General features: G+C 63.8%; 16 protein-coding genes and 1 pseudogene. 6 read left to right on the forward strand and 11 right to left on the reverse strand.

Features of this window, described 5'->3' with window-relative positions:
• The first annotated feature begins 64 nt into the window (after positions 1–64).
• Together MESOP_RS06720 and MESOP_RS33405 are read left to right on the forward strand one after the other, a co-directional pair.
• Entirely contained in the window at positions 65–3,241 is a 3,177-nt protein-coding gene (locus MESOP_RS06720) for an efflux RND transporter permease subunit (RefSeq protein WP_013892574.1), read from the forward strand.
• 99 nt (positions 3,242–3,340) lie between these two features.
• Positions 3,341–3,499, forward strand: coding sequence for a DUF3309 family protein (locus tag MESOP_RS33405; protein WP_023763678.1), 159 nt, complete (start codon positions 3,341–3,343; stop codon positions 3,497–3,499).
• 25 nt (positions 3,500–3,524) lie between these two features.
• Here the strand turns inward: MESOP_RS33405 and MESOP_RS06730 are convergent.
• Positions 3,525–4,485, reverse strand: a pseudogene (locus MESOP_RS06730) (SDR family oxidoreductase).
• A gap of 116 nt (positions 4,486–4,601) precedes the next feature.
• Here MESOP_RS06730 and MESOP_RS06735 point away from each other — a divergent pair.
• Complete coding sequence (locus MESOP_RS06735) at positions 4,602–5,510, forward strand: LysR family transcriptional regulator (protein ID WP_013892576.1); 909 nt, start codon at positions 4,602–4,604, stop codon at positions 5,508–5,510.
• Here the strand turns inward: MESOP_RS06735 and MESOP_RS06740 are convergent.
• The 4 genes from MESOP_RS06740 to MESOP_RS35540 form a co-directional block, all read right to left on the reverse strand.
• A complete protein-coding gene (locus tag MESOP_RS06740) occupies positions 5,474–6,649 on the reverse strand; it encodes an MFS transporter (RefSeq protein ID WP_013892577.1) in 1,176 nt (391 codons plus the stop codon). The genes MESOP_RS06735 and MESOP_RS06740 overlap by 37 nt on opposite strands.
• A gap of 262 nt (positions 6,650–6,911) precedes the next feature.
• Complete coding sequence (locus tag MESOP_RS06745) at positions 6,912–7,220, reverse strand: DUF1244 domain-containing protein (protein WP_013892578.1); 309 nt, start codon at positions 7,218–7,220, stop codon at positions 6,912–6,914.
• Positions 7,217–8,029, reverse strand: a complete 813-nt coding sequence (locus MESOP_RS06750) for an N-formylglutamate amidohydrolase (RefSeq protein ID WP_013892579.1) — start codon at positions 8,027–8,029, stop codon at positions 7,217–7,219. Before MESOP_RS06750 ends, MESOP_RS06745 begins: the two co-directional genes overlap by 4 nt.
• 142 nt (positions 8,030–8,171) lie before the next feature.
• Complete coding sequence (locus tag MESOP_RS35540; protein WP_167313525.1) at positions 8,172–8,360, reverse strand: hypothetical protein; 189 nt, start codon at positions 8,358–8,360, stop codon at positions 8,172–8,174.
• On the opposite strand from MESOP_RS35540, the gene MESOP_RS06755 reads away from it, so the two are divergent.
• The gene (locus MESOP_RS06755) at positions 8,317–8,763 is read left to right on the forward strand and encodes a DUF1036 domain-containing protein (RefSeq protein ID WP_412033906.1); all 447 of its coding nucleotides are present in this window, start codon (positions 8,317–8,319) and stop codon (positions 8,761–8,763) included. The genes MESOP_RS35540 and MESOP_RS06755 overlap by 44 nt on opposite strands.
• Positions 8,760–10,193, forward strand: a complete 1,434-nt coding sequence (gene pyk, locus MESOP_RS06760) for a pyruvate kinase (protein ID WP_013892581.1) — start codon at positions 8,760–8,762, stop codon at positions 10,191–10,193. Before MESOP_RS06755 ends, pyk begins: the two co-directional genes overlap by 4 nt.
• 9 nt (positions 10,194–10,202) lie before the next feature.
• Here the strand turns inward: pyk and MESOP_RS06765 are convergent, their stop codons facing one another.
• The 4 genes from MESOP_RS06765 to ykgO all read right to left on the reverse strand — a co-directional run bounded on the left by MESOP_RS06765 (position 10,203) and on the right by ykgO (position 12,731).
• Positions 10,203–10,667 (reverse strand): hypothetical protein, encoded by a 465-nt coding sequence (locus MESOP_RS06765; protein ID WP_013892582.1) that lies wholly within the window; start codon positions 10,665–10,667, stop codon positions 10,203–10,205.
• Positions 10,668–10,719: 52 nt separating this feature from the next.
• Positions 10,720–11,787, reverse strand: a complete 1,068-nt coding sequence (locus tag MESOP_RS06770; RefSeq protein WP_013892583.1) for an alpha/beta fold hydrolase — start codon at positions 11,785–11,787, stop codon at positions 10,720–10,722.
• Between the two features lie 110 nt (positions 11,788–11,897).
• Complete coding sequence (locus tag MESOP_RS06775) at positions 11,898–12,497, reverse strand: tetratricopeptide repeat protein (protein WP_013892584.1); 600 nt, start codon at positions 12,495–12,497, stop codon at positions 11,898–11,900.
• A 108-nt stretch (positions 12,498–12,605) separates the two neighbouring features.
• Positions 12,606–12,731 (reverse strand): type B 50S ribosomal protein L36, encoded by a 126-nt coding sequence (gene ykgO / locus MESOP_RS06780; RefSeq protein ID WP_006327841.1) that lies wholly within the window; start codon positions 12,729–12,731, stop codon positions 12,606–12,608.
• Between the two features lie 231 nt (positions 12,732–12,962).
• Between ykgO and MESOP_RS06785 the strand changes: the two genes are divergently transcribed.
• Positions 12,963–13,382 (forward strand): lysozyme inhibitor LprI family protein, encoded by a 420-nt coding sequence (locus MESOP_RS06785; RefSeq protein WP_013892585.1) that lies wholly within the window; start codon positions 12,963–12,965, stop codon positions 13,380–13,382.
• Between the two features lie 13 nt (positions 13,383–13,395).
• On the opposite strand, the gene MESOP_RS06790 is transcribed toward MESOP_RS06785, so the two are convergent.
• Together MESOP_RS06790 and purE are read right to left on the reverse strand one after the other, a co-directional pair.
• Positions 13,396–14,472, reverse strand: a complete 1,077-nt coding sequence (locus MESOP_RS06790; protein WP_013892586.1) for a 5-(carboxyamino)imidazole ribonucleotide synthase — start codon at positions 14,470–14,472, stop codon at positions 13,396–13,398.
• Entirely contained in the window at positions 14,469–14,966 is a 498-nt protein-coding gene (purE, locus tag MESOP_RS06795) for a 5-(carboxyamino)imidazole ribonucleotide mutase (RefSeq protein ID WP_013892587.1), read from the reverse strand. Before purE ends, MESOP_RS06790 begins: the two co-directional genes overlap by 4 nt.
• Positions 14,967–14,978: the final 12 nt, after the last annotated feature.

Below are 14,978 nucleotides of genomic sequence, written 5' to 3' on the forward strand. Positions count from 1 at the left end.
CGCAGGGCCTTGCCCGGCGACGTCAGTCCGTTCGCCACTCCCGAAGCAACAGCAGGCAGATGTCATGGATATCGTCAGACTCGCAATCAACAATGCCCGCCTGACCATCTCGGTCCTGGTCTTCCTGCTGATTGCAGGCTGGGTCGCCTATCAGTCGACACCGAAGGAAGCGGAACCGGACGTTCCGATTCCGATGATGTATGTCAGCCTGATCTATCAAGGCATTTCGCCTGAAGATTCCGAGCGCCTTCTGCTGCGGCCGATGGAAAGCAAGCTGAAAAGCCTGAAGGGGCTCAAGGAGATGCGCTCGGCCGCCTTCCAGGGCGGCGGCTACGTGCTGGTCGAGTTCCAGCCGCAGACCAACCTTGCGACGGCGCTGCAGGATACGCGCTCCAAGGTGCAGGACGGCAAGGCCGACCTGCCGCAGGCGGCTGAGGAGCCCGTCGTCACCGAGGTCAACATTTCCGAATTTCCGGTGCTCGTCGTGACACTGTCGGGCGATTTGCCCGAACGCGTCCTGACCGCCGCGGCGCGCGAATTGCGCGACCGTATCGAGGAAGTGCCCGGCGTTCTCGAAGGCTCGCTGCAGGGCTCGCGCGACGATCTCGTCGAAGTCGTCATCGATCCGATGAAACTGTCTTCCTATGGCTTGCAGCTCGACCAGCTGATCGGCGCCGTCAGCGCTTCCAACAGCCTGGTCGCCGCCGGCAATATCGAAGGCTCCGAAGGCAAATACGCGGTCAAGGTGCCATCGCTGATCGAGACGCCCGAGGATGTTGCGGCTTTGCCGGTGGTCGCCGGTCCCAATGCCGTGGTGCAGGCCAAGGATATCGCGACGATCCGCTCGACCTTCGCCGATGCAGAGACGATCACCCGCCTCAACGGCAAGCCGGCCATCGCCATCGAGGTGAAGAAGCGCATCGGCGCCAATCTGATCGACACGCTCACAAAGGTGAGGGAGGTGTCCGACGGTTTCGTCAAGACGATGCCCGAGGGCATGCACGTCACCTACACCCAGGACAAGTCGGTCTTCGTCAACCAGCTGCTTGGCGACCTGCAGAACCATGTGATGATCGCGGTGATCCTGGTGTTCATCGTCATCCTCTATGCGCTGTCCGGCCGTGCCTCGCTGCTCATCGGCCTGGCCATCCCGTCGTCCTTCCTGATCGGCATCCTGTTGCTGGCGATGATGGGCTACACGATCAACATGATCGTGCTGTTCAGCCTCATCCTGGCCGTCGGCATGCTGGTCGACGATGCCATCATCGTCACCGAATTCGCCGAACGGCGCATGAGCGAGGGCATGCCGAAGCAGGATGCCTTCGCGCTGGCCGCCAAGCGCATGGCCGGTCCGGTCATCGCGGCGACGATGACGCGCATTGCCGCCTTCTCGCCGCTCCTGTTCTGGCCCGGCATCATCGGCGATTTCATGAAGTACATGCCGATCACGCTGATCGTCACGCTGTCGGCGTCGATGCTCTACGCGCTGGTCTTCGCGCCGACGCTGGGCGCGATCTTCGCCAAGGCGCCGCAGCATCACGAGGACGACAATCGTGATGGCTGGTACATGGCCGTCGTCAAGCAAGCGGTGCGCTTCCCCATCACCGTGATGGTGCTCACCGTCGTCCTGCTTGCCGGCATCTTCGTCGGCTATTCGAAATACGGCGCAGGCGTCGAGTTCTTCCCGAGTGTCGAGCCCGACTACGGCCTGCTCTATGTGCACGCCCGTGGCAACCTTTCGCTGGCCGAAATGGATACCGCGACGAAGATCGCGGAAAATCGGATGCTTGGTTGGCCCGGGATCAAATCCGTCTACACCCGCGTCGGCAAGACGCAGGGCGGCGGCCAGGATGTGCCCGAAGACGTGGTCGGCGTCATCCAGTATGAATTCATCGACTGGCGCGAGCGCAAATCGGCGAACCAGATCCTGAACGATCTGCGCGGCGTCATGGCCGGCATTCCAGGCGTCGACGTCGAAGTTCGCGTGCCCGAGGCCGGACCGCCGACCGGCAAGCCGATCCAGATCAGGCTTTCGGCTGTCGATCCCAAGGGGCTCGACGACAAGGCCCGGGCCGTTGCGGCGCGCGTGGCCAAAGTGCCCGGCGTCATAGATATTTCCGATGGCCTGCCGCCACCCGGTGTGGACTGGGCGCTCGAGGTCGACCGCGCCAAGGCGGCGCAATACGGCATCAGTCCGACCGCTGTCGGCACAGTCGTCCAGCTGGTAACCAACGGGCTGAAGCTCTCGGAATACCGGCCGGCCGGCGCTGATGATGCCGTCGATATCAGACTGCGCCTGCCCGAAGACCGGCGCACACTGTCGACGCTCGACGAACTTCGTGTGCAGACCTCGCAGGGCTCGGTGCCGATCTCGAACTTCGTCATCCGCAAGCCCGAGCCGACGGTCGGTATCCTCAACCGCATCGACGGCGCGCGTACGGTGGTGGTGCAGGCCAACGTTGCCGCCGGCCAACAGGTCGCGGCTGTCCAGCAGGAGGTCACCAAGGCGGTCGCCGACATGGATCTCGGCAGCGGCATCCGCTGGAAGCTGGCCGGCTCGAACGAGGACAGCGCCGAAGCCAGCGCCTTCCTCAGCAAGGCCTTCGGCGCCGCGATCTTCCTGATCTTCCTGGTGCTGTTGGCGCAGTTCAACAAGTTCACCAGCGTCTGGCTGGTGCTGTCCTGCGTGGTCATGGCGACGATCGGCGTGTTCCTCGGGCTGCTGATAACGGGCGAGACGTTCGGCATCGTCATGTCGGGCATCGGCGTCATCGCTCTGGCCGGCGTGGTGGTGAACAACAACATCGTGTTGATCGACACCTATGACCGGCTGCGCGAAGAGGGCTGGGACAAGATGGAGGCCGTGCTGCAGACCTGCCGCGAGCGCGCGCGCCCGGTGGTGCTGACGGCGGTATCGGCCATTCTCGGCGTGCTGCCGATCGCCTTTGGCCTTGGACTGGAAATCTTCCATCACGAGACGACGATCAACGCGCCGTCGACGCAATGGTGGATTTCGTTGTCCTCGGCGATCGTCTTCGGCCTGTCCTTCGCCACGGTGCTGACACTGGTGGTGACACCCTCGATGCTGATGGTGTTCACCCGCGCCAAGGTTAAGCCCGGCGCCCGGCGCAGCTTGTTCAGCCGGCTGTTCCGGCGCGGCAAGGGCGAGATCTCGTCGGATGCGCCAAAACCGGATGCCGGTTCGGAACCAGCGATCGCCTTCCCGAAAGCCGCCGAATAGGCACGACTTTCCGATTTGAGTGCAAAAGGCCGTCCGGAACAACCGGGCGGCCTTTTGCATTGTCCCTCAGCCTCATGGGTTCAAATGCGGGGAAGTCTCATGCCGATCACCACCATCGTCATTATCATCCTGGTCCTTGTCCTCATCGGCGCGGTGCCGGCATGGCCGCATTCACGCTCCTGGGGTTATGGGCCGTCGGGCATTCTTGGCGTGGTGCTGGTGGTGGTTTTGATACTTGTGCTGATGGGCAGGATCTGATGACGCGCAGCCCCTGGCGGTGCGTTCAGGCGGTCTTGGCCAAAGTTCCGACCGTTGCGATGCCGATGTCCTCCAGGGCCTCGGCGACAGCGTGGTCGAGCGGCGTATGCGGGGATCTCGCCGATGATGCCTTCCAGCCGCGTCGAGGCCAACCGGTGCGGTTCGAAGCGCAGATAGGACATCGAGACAATCTCACGCCACATCGCCACGAACGGGCTGCCGGCGCGCAGCACCCACCAAGGCATCGAGGTCGTCTTGAGCGGGCGGCCAACAGCCTTCTCGGCCGCCGCCTTGATCTCCAGGTCGGTGACCGCGTGGCCGGGAAAGTTCAGCGCCTCGTAGGAGCCGAGCTTGTCGAGATTCTTGACCAGCGCGACGAAGCCCACGGCGAAGTCCGGCAGATAGGCCCATTCATGCACCAGATCGGCCGGGCCGGGCGCGGTGTAGATGCCCTTGGCGATCTTGGCGGCGACGATCAGGTCGAACCACGAGCCGCTGCCGGTGCCGCCGAAGAAGTCGCCGGCCCGCAGAACAATGGTGCGAACCCGACCGGCGTCGGCCTCGCTGCGAAAAAGCGCCTCCATGGCGCAGCGGATGCGGCCTTTTTCCGTCGTCGGGTGGAAGGGCGTGTCCTCGGTGATCACCGCCGGCATCGGCGAGCCGTAGTTGTAGACGGTGCCGGGGAAGAGATGCAGCGCGCCGTTGGCATGGCAGGCGGCCATGACGTTCTCGGCCATCGGCAGGCACTTGCCCCAGTCGGTGTAGATCGGATTGAGGCCGTTGAAAATGATGTCGACACCTTGCGTGGCGCGGATGAGGGCCTCGCGGTCAAGTGCGTCGCCGGCAATTGCGGTCGCACCCTTGAGTCCGGCCGGCAGCTTGCCGGTGCGGGTGACGGCGCGGACGTCGAAGCCCGCACCGACAAATGCCTTGGCGACGACGCGGCCGAGCCGACCATTGGCGCCGAGAATTGCGATCTTGGTCATTTGAGTTACTCCTGTTTGGGTTGTTGCGGTCGGTATCGGTGTTTGCAGGCCGAATATGATTGCCGCACGGATGAATTGAAATTGACCATGGATGCAGTTCTGATATTCATTCTTGAATGGCTGACATCGACTGGAACCTGATCAAGAGCTTCGTCACGGTGGCGGAAACCGGCAGCCTGTCGGCCGCGGCGCGAAAGCTGTCGGCAAGCCAGCCGACGCTTGGCCGCCACATCTCGGAATTGGAACAGGCGCTCGGTGTCACGCTGTTCCGGCGCGGGCGAAGCGGCTATGCGCTGACGGAAGCCGGGGCCACACTGTTCGAGCGTGGCAAGACGGTCAGCGAGCAGGCAAGTGCCTTCTCACTCTTGGCGCAGGGCTCGGTCGAGGCCATCGAAGGCACGGTGCGCATTGCCGCCAGCGAGGTGGTGGCTGCCTATGTGCTGCCGCAGATGATGGCACGGCTCGACATCGAGGAGCCCGGCATCGAGGTCGAAATCGTTGCCTCGAACCAGGTCGAGAACCTGTTGCGCAGGGACGCGGACATCGCCATCCGCATGGTCAAGCCAGCGCAGAACGAACTGGTGGCGCGCAAGGTCTGCGACATCCCCCTCTGCGCCTGCGCGGCCATTTCCTATCTCGACAGGCGCGGTCGCCCCCTGGAGCCGGGCGACCTCGTCGATCACGCCCTGATCGGCTTCGACCGCAGCGACGAGATGATCCGAGGCTTTGTGCAGGCCGGCATCCCCGTCACGCGGAACAGTTTCCGCTTCAGGGCCGACAACCAGATGGTTCTGTGGGAAGCGGTGCGGGCGGGAAATGGCATTGGCCTCGGCCAAGAGCCGCTGGCCGAGCGTGACCCGCTGGTGGAGAAGGTACTGCCCGGCCTGCCGCTACCCGCTTTGCCGGTCTGGCTGGCCATGCATCGCGACGTGCGCACCAGCGTGCGCATCCGCCGCGTGGCGGATTTTCTCCATGAGGAACTGAAACGCTATTCGGCCGGCGCGGGCGCGAATTCGGCGCGGTGAGCGAGGCCTGCCATCAGCAGCACGACGATCAGCAGACCCGACATGGCAACGAAGATCGGGCCGAAGCTGGAATGCTCGGCGACGAAGCCGATCGCCGATGGCGCCACGAGGATGCCGGAATAGCCCATGGTGGTGACGACACTCATGCCGGTGCCGGACGACATGCCTTCCTGGTTGCCGCCGGCCGAAAAGATGATCGGCACCATATTGGCGATGCCGAAGCCGCAAAGGGCAAAGGCCGCGATGGCGAGCCAGGGTGAGGGCGACAGGCCGGCGATCAGCATGCCGGCAGCAGCAATGACAGCTGAGCCGCGCAGGGTCGTCACGGCTCCGAAACGATTGCGCACGCCATCGCCGAAGAAGCGCATGATGGCCATGACGCCGGAAAAGGCGGCATAGGCGAGGCCGGCGATGGCAAGGTCGGCGCCGAGTTCCTGCCTGAGGTAAAGCGCTGCCCAGTCGAGCACCGCGCCCTCGGAGACCATCGTCAGCAGCGCCATCAGCCCGACCAGATAGACCAGCGGGTTCGCTGGCAGGGCGAATTTGTGATGCTCGGCCGCTTCCGGCTTGCCCTCGGCAATGAGATGGCCGACCGCCAACGCGATCACCGCGAAAGCGAGTGCGGTCACCACCGCGGCATGGGCGAGATGGCCATAGTTCTGGATGGCGAAGCCACCAAGGGCGCCGCCGGCGAAACCGCCGAGGCTCCAGAAGCCATGCGAGGACGACATGATCGCGCGCGACAATTTTCGCTCCACCACCACGGGATTGGCGTTCATGGCGACATCCATGCCGCCGATCGAGCCGCCGAAGATGAACATGGCGATCGCCGCCAGCGGCACGTTGGGCGCCAGCGCCACGACCAGCAAGCCAAGGCTGCCGCAAAGACCGAACCAGCGCAGCACGGTGCGCGAACCATGTTTCGAGATCAGGTGGCCGCACCAGGTCATGGCCGTGACCGCACCGGCGCCAAACAGCAGGATCAAAAGGCCGAGCGTGAACTTCGAGATATCCAGCCGGGTCAGGAACACCGGGATCTGCGGCGCCCAACTGCCGGTCAGGAAGCCGTTGGCCAGAAAAATGGCCGCAACGGCCCACCGTCCGCGAATGGCAGTCTGCATGGCGGTTGACGCATTCATACGGCGAATCCGGTCGAGAATTGGACTTTGCGCGGGAAATTAGATCGATTCAATTTGCAGTCAAGCGTCGGTTGCCCGGAAGTGCTTGGACCAAAGACGCAAATAAGGTCGGTATCGTTCGTAGCGGACTTATCCGCGTTGGAGATTAGCGAAAACGCTTCTCTCTTCGTCATCCACGGGCGGAGCAAGGGCCGAAGCGACGCGGCGCAGACCCGAGGATGACGAAGGCGCGTAGCATTATCGATGAAGAACGTGGATTGCTCTAATGATCCGTGGGCCGCCTTGCCTCGAATTCGGCCTTCTTGGCTTCGGAAGCTTCGGTCTGGTGAAGCGCCTGCCATTGCGCATAGGGCATGCCGTAGACGATCTCGCGCGACTGGTCCTTGTCGAGATCGACGCCTTCGGCGTTTGCCGCCTCGCGATACCAGTTCGACAGGCAGTTGCGGCAGAAGCCGGCGAGGTTCATCAGGTCGATGTTCTGCACGTCGCTGCGCTCCCTGAGATGCTCGACCAGCCGGCGAAAGGCTGCGGCTTCGAAGTCGCGTTTCTGCTCGTCGCTGAGTTTGGTCATCGAAACCTCCGCCATAGCGGCCCGGTGCGCGAGCCGAACATCTTTACCGCATGTATATCGGGACGGCGGTCGATGGCGTCAACGATCGGCGCCAGGCGTTCGGCCCAGGCGATGGCGCTCTTCTGATCCGATATCAGGTCCTGGCGGATTTCGATCAGCGCGTGGGCATAGCCATTGACGATGGCATGCCTGAACATGGTGTCGCCGCGCAGCGCGCCGTCATAGGGTTCATTGTCGCCAACCACGAGACCCTCGTCCTCGGCCAGCATGTCGATCAGCGGCCGCGCCACCCGGTCGTCCCGATCCCAGAGGATCCCGACATGCCACGGACGCTGCCTGCCCTGCATGACCGGCGTGAAGGAATGCACGGAGAAAATGAAAGGTGCCTGACCGGACGCTTGCGCAACCGAAGCGATCATGGCGCCGACCGCGTCGTGATAGGGCCGGTAAAAGCGGTCGAGCCGCCTTTCACGCTCCTCAGGCGCGAGCGGATAGTTCCCGGGCACCACCGTGCCGTCGTAGAGCTGGCGGATGAGCGTCGGGTCGTCCTCACCGCGATTGGGATCGATCAGCAGCCGCGAGAAATTGGCGAGCACCGCCGGGACGTCGAGCAAGGCGGCGAGTTCGCGCGTCACCGCTTCGACACCGATATCGTAGGCGATATGGCGGTCGAACTCCGCCGGGGGCAGGCCGAGGCTGCCATACTCGTCGGGCAGGTCGCGGCGGGCATGATCGGCCAGGAGCACGATGCCTCGCTTGCGATCGCCCTCGACAATGTCGAAAGGCGCGAAAACTGTGGATCGGGTCATTGGCGGAAAATGGTCTGTTCGCTGGCTTCCAGGGAGGGTGCTATCGTCATTCCACGAAGGCGACGCTTGCGCAATGCCGTTGTTTGGCCAAGGTTTCCCGGGAAATCTGGCGGAAGTCGGCGAATTGTGCGCCGGAGCCTTTCTAAATCGATTGGAATTGAACAAAACGGTGCGTTGACATGCGCCCGGACTTTTCCGAAAAGGGGCGCAGAGAGATGCTGATGTGGTTCTTGAGGGGTTTTGGAATGGGTTCCGCCGGCAGGCAGCGCATGCGCTCTGCCTTTGCCATGCCGCTCCTGACCCTGACCGTCGGCATGTCGGCAATGGTCATGGCCTCGCCGGCGCGCGCCGATTTCCGTGTCTGCAACGCCACGCAGAACCTGGTCGGCGTCGGCATCGGCTATCGCGCCAAGGCCGGCTGGATCACCGAAGGCTGGTGGCACATCGAAGGATCGAGCTGCAAGACGTTGATCGAAGGGCCGCTGTCATCAAGGTTTTACTATCTTTATGCAGAAGACGCCGAGCGTGGCGGACGCTGGGACGGCCCGATCAACATGTGCGTGGCTGAAAAAGAGTTCAAGATCGCCGGCGTAAACGACTGCGTCGCCCGGGGCTTCCAACGCGCCGGATTCCAGGAATATGACACGGGCGAACAGGCAAGCTGGATGGTCCAGCTGACCGATGAGCCCGCAACGGGAGGCGCTCCAGCCGCCCCGGGAACAAATAGTCAATGAGACGCAGCCGCAAGGTCAAGATCCTAGCCACCATCGGTCCGGCCTCCTCTTCCGAGGAGATGCTGAAGAAGCTGTTCGAGGCCGGCGCGGATGTCTTCCGCATCAACATGAGCCATACCGATCACGAACTGATGCGCACGCTGGTCGGCCGCATCCGGGCCGTCGAGGAACAGGTCGGCCGGCCGATCGGCATCCTCGCCGACCTGCAAGGGCCGAAGCTGCGCGTCGGCAAGTTCGCCAATGGCAAGGAAGTGCTGACGCTGGGCCAGACCTTTACGCTCGACGACAATCCAGAGCCGGGTACGTCGGCCAGGGTCTATCTGCCGCATCCGGAAATCCTGAGCTCGGTTGAACCAGGCCATCGCCTGCTGATCGACGACGGCAAGCTCGAACTGAAGGCGGTGAAGAGCAACGGCAAGTCGATTGTCTGCACCGTCGTTGCCGGCACCACGATTTCCGACAAGAAGGGCGTCAGCCTGCCTGATACCGACCTGCCGGTCGGCGCGCTGACCGAAAAGGACCGCAAGGATCTCGACGCGGTGCTCGCCACGGGCGTCGACTGGGTTGCGCTGTCCTTCGTGCAGCGGCCCGAGGATCTGGCCGAGGCGCGCAAGATCGCACGCGGCCGGGCGCTGATCATGGCCAAGATCGAAAAGCCGCAAGCCGTTGCCCGGCTGGCCGAGATCATCGAATTGTCCGACGCGCTGATGGTCGCCCGTGGCGATCTCGGCGTCGAGATGCCACTCGAGGCCGTGCCTGGCATCCAGAAGCAGATCACGCGCGCCGCGCGCCGCGCCGGCAAGCCGGTGGTGGTGGCCACGCAGATGCTGGAATCGATGATCACCGCGCCCGTGCCGACCCGCGCCGAGGTGTCCGACGTCTCGATCGCTGTGTTCGAAGGCGCCGACGCCATCATGCTGTCGGCCGAATCGGCGGCGGGTGCCTATCCCGTCGAAGCGGTGGCGATGATGAACCGCATCGCCGCCAAGGTCGAAACCGATCCGACCTATGCCGGCATCATCAACGCGCAGCGCTCCGAGCCCGAAGCGACCGGTGCCGACGCCATTTCGCTGGCCGCGCGCGAAATCGCCGAAACGCTGAAGCTGTCGGCGATCATCACCTACACCGCATCTGGCACCACTGGCCTGCGCGCTGCGCGCGAACGGCCGCAGGTACCGATCATCGCGTTGTCGCCGATTCTCAACACCGCCAGGCGGCTGTCGCTGTTGTGGGGCACGCATTGCGTCGTCTCGCCCGATGCCACCGACCTCGACGACATGGTCAACCGTGCCTGCCGCATCGCGCTCGAAGAGGAATTCGGCAAGCCTGGCGACCGCGTCATCATCACGGCCGGCGTGCCGCTGAGGACGCCCGGATCGACCAACATGCTGCGCATCGCCTATGTCGGATCGGAAACTGCCGGCCGGTAAAGCGGGGCTTCAGCCTGTCGCAATTCTGAGTGCTCGTGCCGCGGCTTCAGCGTGATCTCTGCGCTGAAGAAACCGGTATGCGCGAGGAATAGGGTCGTGCAGGTACTGATCCGGGCCCAGTATCTTTCGCCGGTTGAGTTCGGCCGTATCGAGCAGATCGAAATCGACCTTCTCGATCGTGCAATGCCATCCCGCACTGTGCGAGGCCCATCCTTTGCTGTGGTGTACCAGGAGCCGCTCACGGCTGGAGTAGCCGTGGTAGTCGAAAGCGACGATGCCGTTCGTCACATAGATATGGTTTCCCGAAAAACCTTCGCCTGGAATGATCCGCTCTGCGTAAAATCCCCCCAGAGGGGGATGCTTGAGGAAGGTGCCGGCGAGAATGGCGCATGCGCCATGACCGAAGAAGATGCGATCCGGCAGCGCCCATCGCTTTTCGGGGTCTCTCTTTATGCCGTGCTTCAGGACGTACATGCCGCTCGGGTCCTGATGGCGCCTTGCGATGACCGTTTTCTGGGGACGCGCATCAGGTCGGTGCCAGCTCGGCTTCAGGTTCCTTGATGTCGGCGCACTTGCCGGCACCGTATGTATCGCCTGCAATCCGTGCTTCCACCACCTTGGCCATAGCCTCCAGATCGACGGTCTTGCCGGCAAACTTCTCGATGGCGCCAACCACGAGATCGGCGGCGATCCAGTCGGGCTTGTGGCCGAGATTGCGCACCCAGATCAGCTCAGCGCCCGATATGTCGCGCGCCAGGCCGACGGAATGGATATGCGCATAGACGACTTTGTCGCGGTCGCCGGAGATGATCACGGTCGGCGCCGTGATCGCGTTGTAGTGCGGTGCCGCGCCGAGCGCATAGCGATAGAGCCCGGCGACGTCGGTGGCGTTGGCGCGAAAGGCCGCCGGCCGCAGCACCAGCGGGATCGAGGCAATGCCGGGATAATTGTCCGGCACCTTGTTGGGCGAGAACACGCAGGTGGTGGCATCGGCCATCTGCAGCGTTCCGGCGGGATAGGCCAGCGTTTCCGAGAACAGCCGGCCGATCACCGGGAGGGTGGTCAGGTCGTAGTACCAGGAAGTCGCGCCGCCCGGCCAGGGATGGGTCGCGGGCGCGAGGAAGACTAGGCCGAGCGTCTTGTCGGCGTGTTCGCGGCCAAAGGCGGCGGTTATGGCTCCGCCGAAGGAATGGCCGACGATAATCGCCTTGCGGATGCCGAGATGATCCATGAGTGCGGCCAGCGTTCTTGCCTGAGCCGACGGATCCTCATTGTTGCCGGGGCCGCGCCCCGACCAGCCGTGCCCCGGCCGATCGAAGAACAGCATTTCGGCGCGTCCTTCGAGCGGTGGCCGCAGCGGCAGCATCTGATCCCGGAGATTGGCGCTGGCGCCATGGATGAAGACGATCGGCGGCAGGTCCGCATTGGCGGGCGCCGGGATGTGGACATAGTGGATGCGCGCGCCATTGATGTCGGCGAATTCACCGATCGGCGGATTGCGGCGCTCGATCAGCCATGAGCCGACGCGGGTGACGCCGACGAGGCCAAAGACAAGCGCCATCAGGAAGGCGAGTGCGGCGGAGATCAGGTTCATTCAGGGATATACGGGGGTGGAGGGGGATAAGTTCTGGAACAGGAATAGGCAGTAGGAATTAGGCCGTAGGGGAAGCTCAAGCGCCTAGTGCCTATTCCCTAGTGCCCAGTTCAAATCCCTTCTCCGGCAAGCTCTTCGGAAAGCGTCGCGACCTGGTCCTGGGCGCTGCGCATCATCGGGTAGATGACCAGCACCTTCTGCCAGGCCTCGAGCGCCGACTGCTTGTGGCCGGTCAGCGCCATGATTTGCGCCAGACCGGACAGCGCGCCGAAATGGCGCGGCTCGAGCTGCAGCGCGCGGTCGATGTCGGACATCGACTTGCCGTAGTTCTTCATCATGAAATGCACAGTGGCGCGCCGGTTCCAGCCTTCGGCGTAGCTCGGCTGCAAGGTCACCACCTGATCGAGGAAATCGAGGGCGACGTCGAACTTCTGGTTCTCGATCGCCTTTTGCGACCACTGCATCATCAGGTCGATCGAGGCGCTGCCCGACTGGGACCATTCGTTCCAGATGTTGCCGGCGATGCGTTCGGCCGCCTTTTCGTTGCGCTCGCGCTTCAGGTCGGTGAACAGCTTGTCGAGCCGGTCCTGCTTCGTCACCGGCGCGGCCGGTGCATTCGGGGCTGACGGCGGAGCCGCCTGATCATCCGCGCTGGCCGGCAGGGCGCCGGAGACGAGCAAAGCTGTCAAGAATGCAAAAAGAATCCGCATCGCCCGATCCTAGTCCCGGGCGGCGGAACATCAAAGTGATTTTAGCGTGAGAGGCCGGCAGGCCGACAAGCATCAATTGGCGGAGGCAAAAAGCCTCCGGCCGAAAACTCAGCCCTGGCGCGCCTTGTAGCGGGGGGCGGTCTTGTTGATGATGTAGACGCGGCCTTTGCGGCGAACCAGCTGGTTGTCGCGGTGACGCGCCTTCAACGCCTTGAGCGAATTCTTGATCTTCATGGTCTTGCCTGTCGGTGTGGACCCGGTCCCGGGTCGAAATTTTAAGGCGCGCCAGAAGACGCGCCTTTGAACTGTGGGTGGCTCATAAACGAGGAGCCTTGTCCGTGTCAACCGCAAGCGTGCTCCACTCCGCCTTATCATCAAATATCCGCCATGTCGGCCCAGCGGCATTGCATGGTCGTGGCCCGGCTGGAATGATCGGCCAGCCGTGACGTGATTTGGGGGATGACCATGCGCCGAATTTTCCTGTCCGCCTGCCTTGTCCTGCTGGCCGGAACCTCGATTGTCCGGGCGCAGGAATGCGACCGCTCGGACGACAGCCAGCAAATGATGAATATCTGTGCCGGCGAGGATTACCAGGCCGCCGACGCCAGGCTCAATGCGGCCTACCAGGACCTGATCAGCTCGGACGATGCCGACGGCAAGAGATTGCTGCAGGCGGCACAGCGTGCCTGGATCGCCTTCCGCGACGCCGAGTGCGCACACTCCACAGCCGCCAGCGCAGGCGGTTCCATTCACGCGATGGCGGTTTCGCAATGCCTCACCAGGCTGACCGATGATCGCACTAGGCAACTCGCCGCCGCGGCCAATTGCGAGGAAGGCGATGTCAGTTGCGCCAGCCCCGACGAGGACAGCGACGAGGTGCAATAGGCCCGTTTCGAAGTTAAGTACGGCGGCTGATGCGGGTGAAATGGCCCATCTTGCGGCCTGGGCGCGCCTCGGCCTTGCCATAGAGATGCAGCATCAGATCGGGCTCGGCGAGCAGTTCGGGGACACGCAGCACGTCATCGCCGATCAGGTTCTCCATCACGCAATCGGAATGACGCTTCGGGTCCCCCAGCGGCAGGCCGGCGACGGCGCGGATGTGCTGCTCGAACTGCGAGACGGTGCAGGCGGCTTCGGTCCAATGGCCGGAATTGTGGACGCGCGGGGCGATCTCGTTGGCCAGCAGCGAGCCGTCGGCCAGCACGAAGAACTCGACGCCGATGACGCCGACATAGTCGAGCGCCGATAGGATTTTTGCCGCCGCCGCTCGCGCCGCCTGCGCAGTTTCAGGCCTGATCGCGGCCGGCAAGGTCGAGGTGTGGAGGATGCCGTCGCGGTGGACATTCTCGGCCGGGTCGTAGGCAGCCACGGTTCCGTCCAGTCCACGCGCCGCGATCACGGATATCTCGCGCTCGAACGGCACGAAGCTTTCCAGAATCAGCGGGACATTGCCCATCGCCTCGCAGGTGCCGGCAAAACCGCCGGTTTCCATGTTGCGGAAGACGCGCTGGCCCTTGCCGTCATAACCCATGCGTCGCGTCTTCAGGATGCCGCTGCCGCCGAATGCCTTCAGCGCCGCCGTCAGTTCGTCGTCAGTGTCGACGGGGCGGAAATCAGCCGTGGCAATGCCGATGTCATTGATGAACGTCTTCTCGCCCACCCGATCCTGCGCCACTTCGAGGGCGCGTGGCGGCGGGTAGACCGGCACTTTGGCGGCAAGAGCGCCTGCGGCGGCAACCGGAACGTTCTCGAACTCGTAGGTGACGACGGCACTTGCCGCTGCCAGTTCGGCAAGGGCCGCCGGATCGTCATAGGCGGCCATTATCTGCCGGTTGGCGACTTGCGCGGCGGGACAATCCGCTTGCGGCTCCAGCACCACGGTGCGGTAGCCGAGGCGGGCGGCTGACATCGCCAGCATGCGGCCGAGTTGGCCGCCGCCAATGATGCCGATGGTCGATCCGGCGGGCAGGCTCACGGCGTGTCCGTCGGCTCAGTCGCGACCTTGGCGGTCTGCGAGGCGCGCCAGGCATCGAGCCGCTGGGCAAGCTTGTCGTCGTTCAGCGCCAGCACGGCAGCGGCCAGCAGGGCGGCGTTGGCCGCACCAGCCTTGCCGATGGCCAGCGTCCCCACCGGAATGCCGGCGGGCATCTGGACGATGGAAAGCAGCGAATCCTGTCCGGACAGCGCCTTCGATTCCACCGGTACGCCGAACACCGGCAGCGGCGTCATCGCCGCCGTCATGCCCGGCAGATGAGCGGCCCCACCGGCGCCGGCGATGATCACCTTGTAGCCGGCAGCCTTGGCGCCCTTGGCGAATTCGTAGAGCCGGTCGGGCGTGCGATGCGCGGAGATGATCAGCCGCGTGTGCGGAACGCCCAGCGCGTCCAGCGTTTCGGCGGCCTGGCGCATGGTCGCCCAGTCGGACTGGCTGCCCATGATGATGGCGACGTCGGCGCGTTGATCGTTCAAGCTAATGCTCCC

The sequence above is a fragment of the Mesorhizobium opportunistum WSM2075 genome, from assembly GCF_000176035.2.
Taxonomy (GTDB): Bacteria; Pseudomonadota; Alphaproteobacteria; order Rhizobiales; family Rhizobiaceae; genus Mesorhizobium; species Mesorhizobium opportunistum.

What these genes read in the sequence shown, in the direction of transcription:
- MESOP_RS06720 (WP_013892574.1), top strand. Translation starts at nt 65, where the DNA reads ATGGATATCGTCAGACTCGCAATCAACAATGCCCGCCTGACCATCTCG.
- MESOP_RS33405 (WP_023763678.1), top strand. Translation starts at nt 3,341, where the DNA reads ATGCCGATCACCACCATCGTCATTATCATCCTGGTCCTTGTCCTCATC.
- MESOP_RS06735 (WP_013892576.1), top strand. Translation starts at nt 4,602, where the DNA reads ATGGCTGACATCGACTGGAACCTGATCAAGAGCTTCGTCACGGTGGCG.
- MESOP_RS06740 (WP_013892577.1), bottom strand. Translation starts at nt 6,649, where the DNA reads ATGAATGCGTCAACCGCCATGCAGACTGCCATTCGCGGACGGTGGGCC.
- MESOP_RS06745 (WP_013892578.1), bottom strand. Translation starts at nt 7,220, where the DNA reads ATGACCAAACTCAGCGACGAGCAGAAACGCGACTTCGAAGCCGCAGCC.
- MESOP_RS06750 (WP_013892579.1), bottom strand. Translation starts at nt 8,029, where the DNA reads ATGACCCGATCCACAGTTTTCGCGCCTTTCGACATTGTCGAGGGCGAT.
- MESOP_RS06755 (WP_412033906.1), top strand. Translation starts at nt 8,317, where the DNA reads ATGCCGCTCCTGACCCTGACCGTCGGCATGTCGGCAATGGTCATGGCC.
- MESOP_RS35540 (WP_167313525.1), bottom strand. Translation starts at nt 8,360, where the DNA reads ATGACCATTGCCGACATGCCGACGGTCAGGGTCAGGAGCGGCATGGCA.
- pyk (WP_013892581.1), top strand. Translation starts at nt 8,760, where the DNA reads ATGAGACGCAGCCGCAAGGTCAAGATCCTAGCCACCATCGGTCCGGCC.
- MESOP_RS06765 (WP_013892582.1), bottom strand. Translation starts at nt 10,667, where the DNA reads ATGTACGTCCTGAAGCACGGCATAAAGAGAGACCCCGAAAAGCGATGG.
- MESOP_RS06770 (WP_013892583.1), bottom strand. Translation starts at nt 11,787, where the DNA reads ATGAACCTGATCTCCGCCGCACTCGCCTTCCTGATGGCGCTTGTCTTT.
- MESOP_RS06775 (WP_013892584.1), bottom strand. Translation starts at nt 12,497, where the DNA reads ATGCGGATTCTTTTTGCATTCTTGACAGCTTTGCTCGTCTCCGGCGCC.
- ykgO (WP_006327841.1), bottom strand. Translation starts at nt 12,731, where the DNA reads ATGAAGATCAAGAATTCGCTCAAGGCGTTGAAGGCGCGTCACCGCGAC.
- MESOP_RS06785 (WP_013892585.1), top strand. Translation starts at nt 12,963, where the DNA reads ATGCGCCGAATTTTCCTGTCCGCCTGCCTTGTCCTGCTGGCCGGAACC.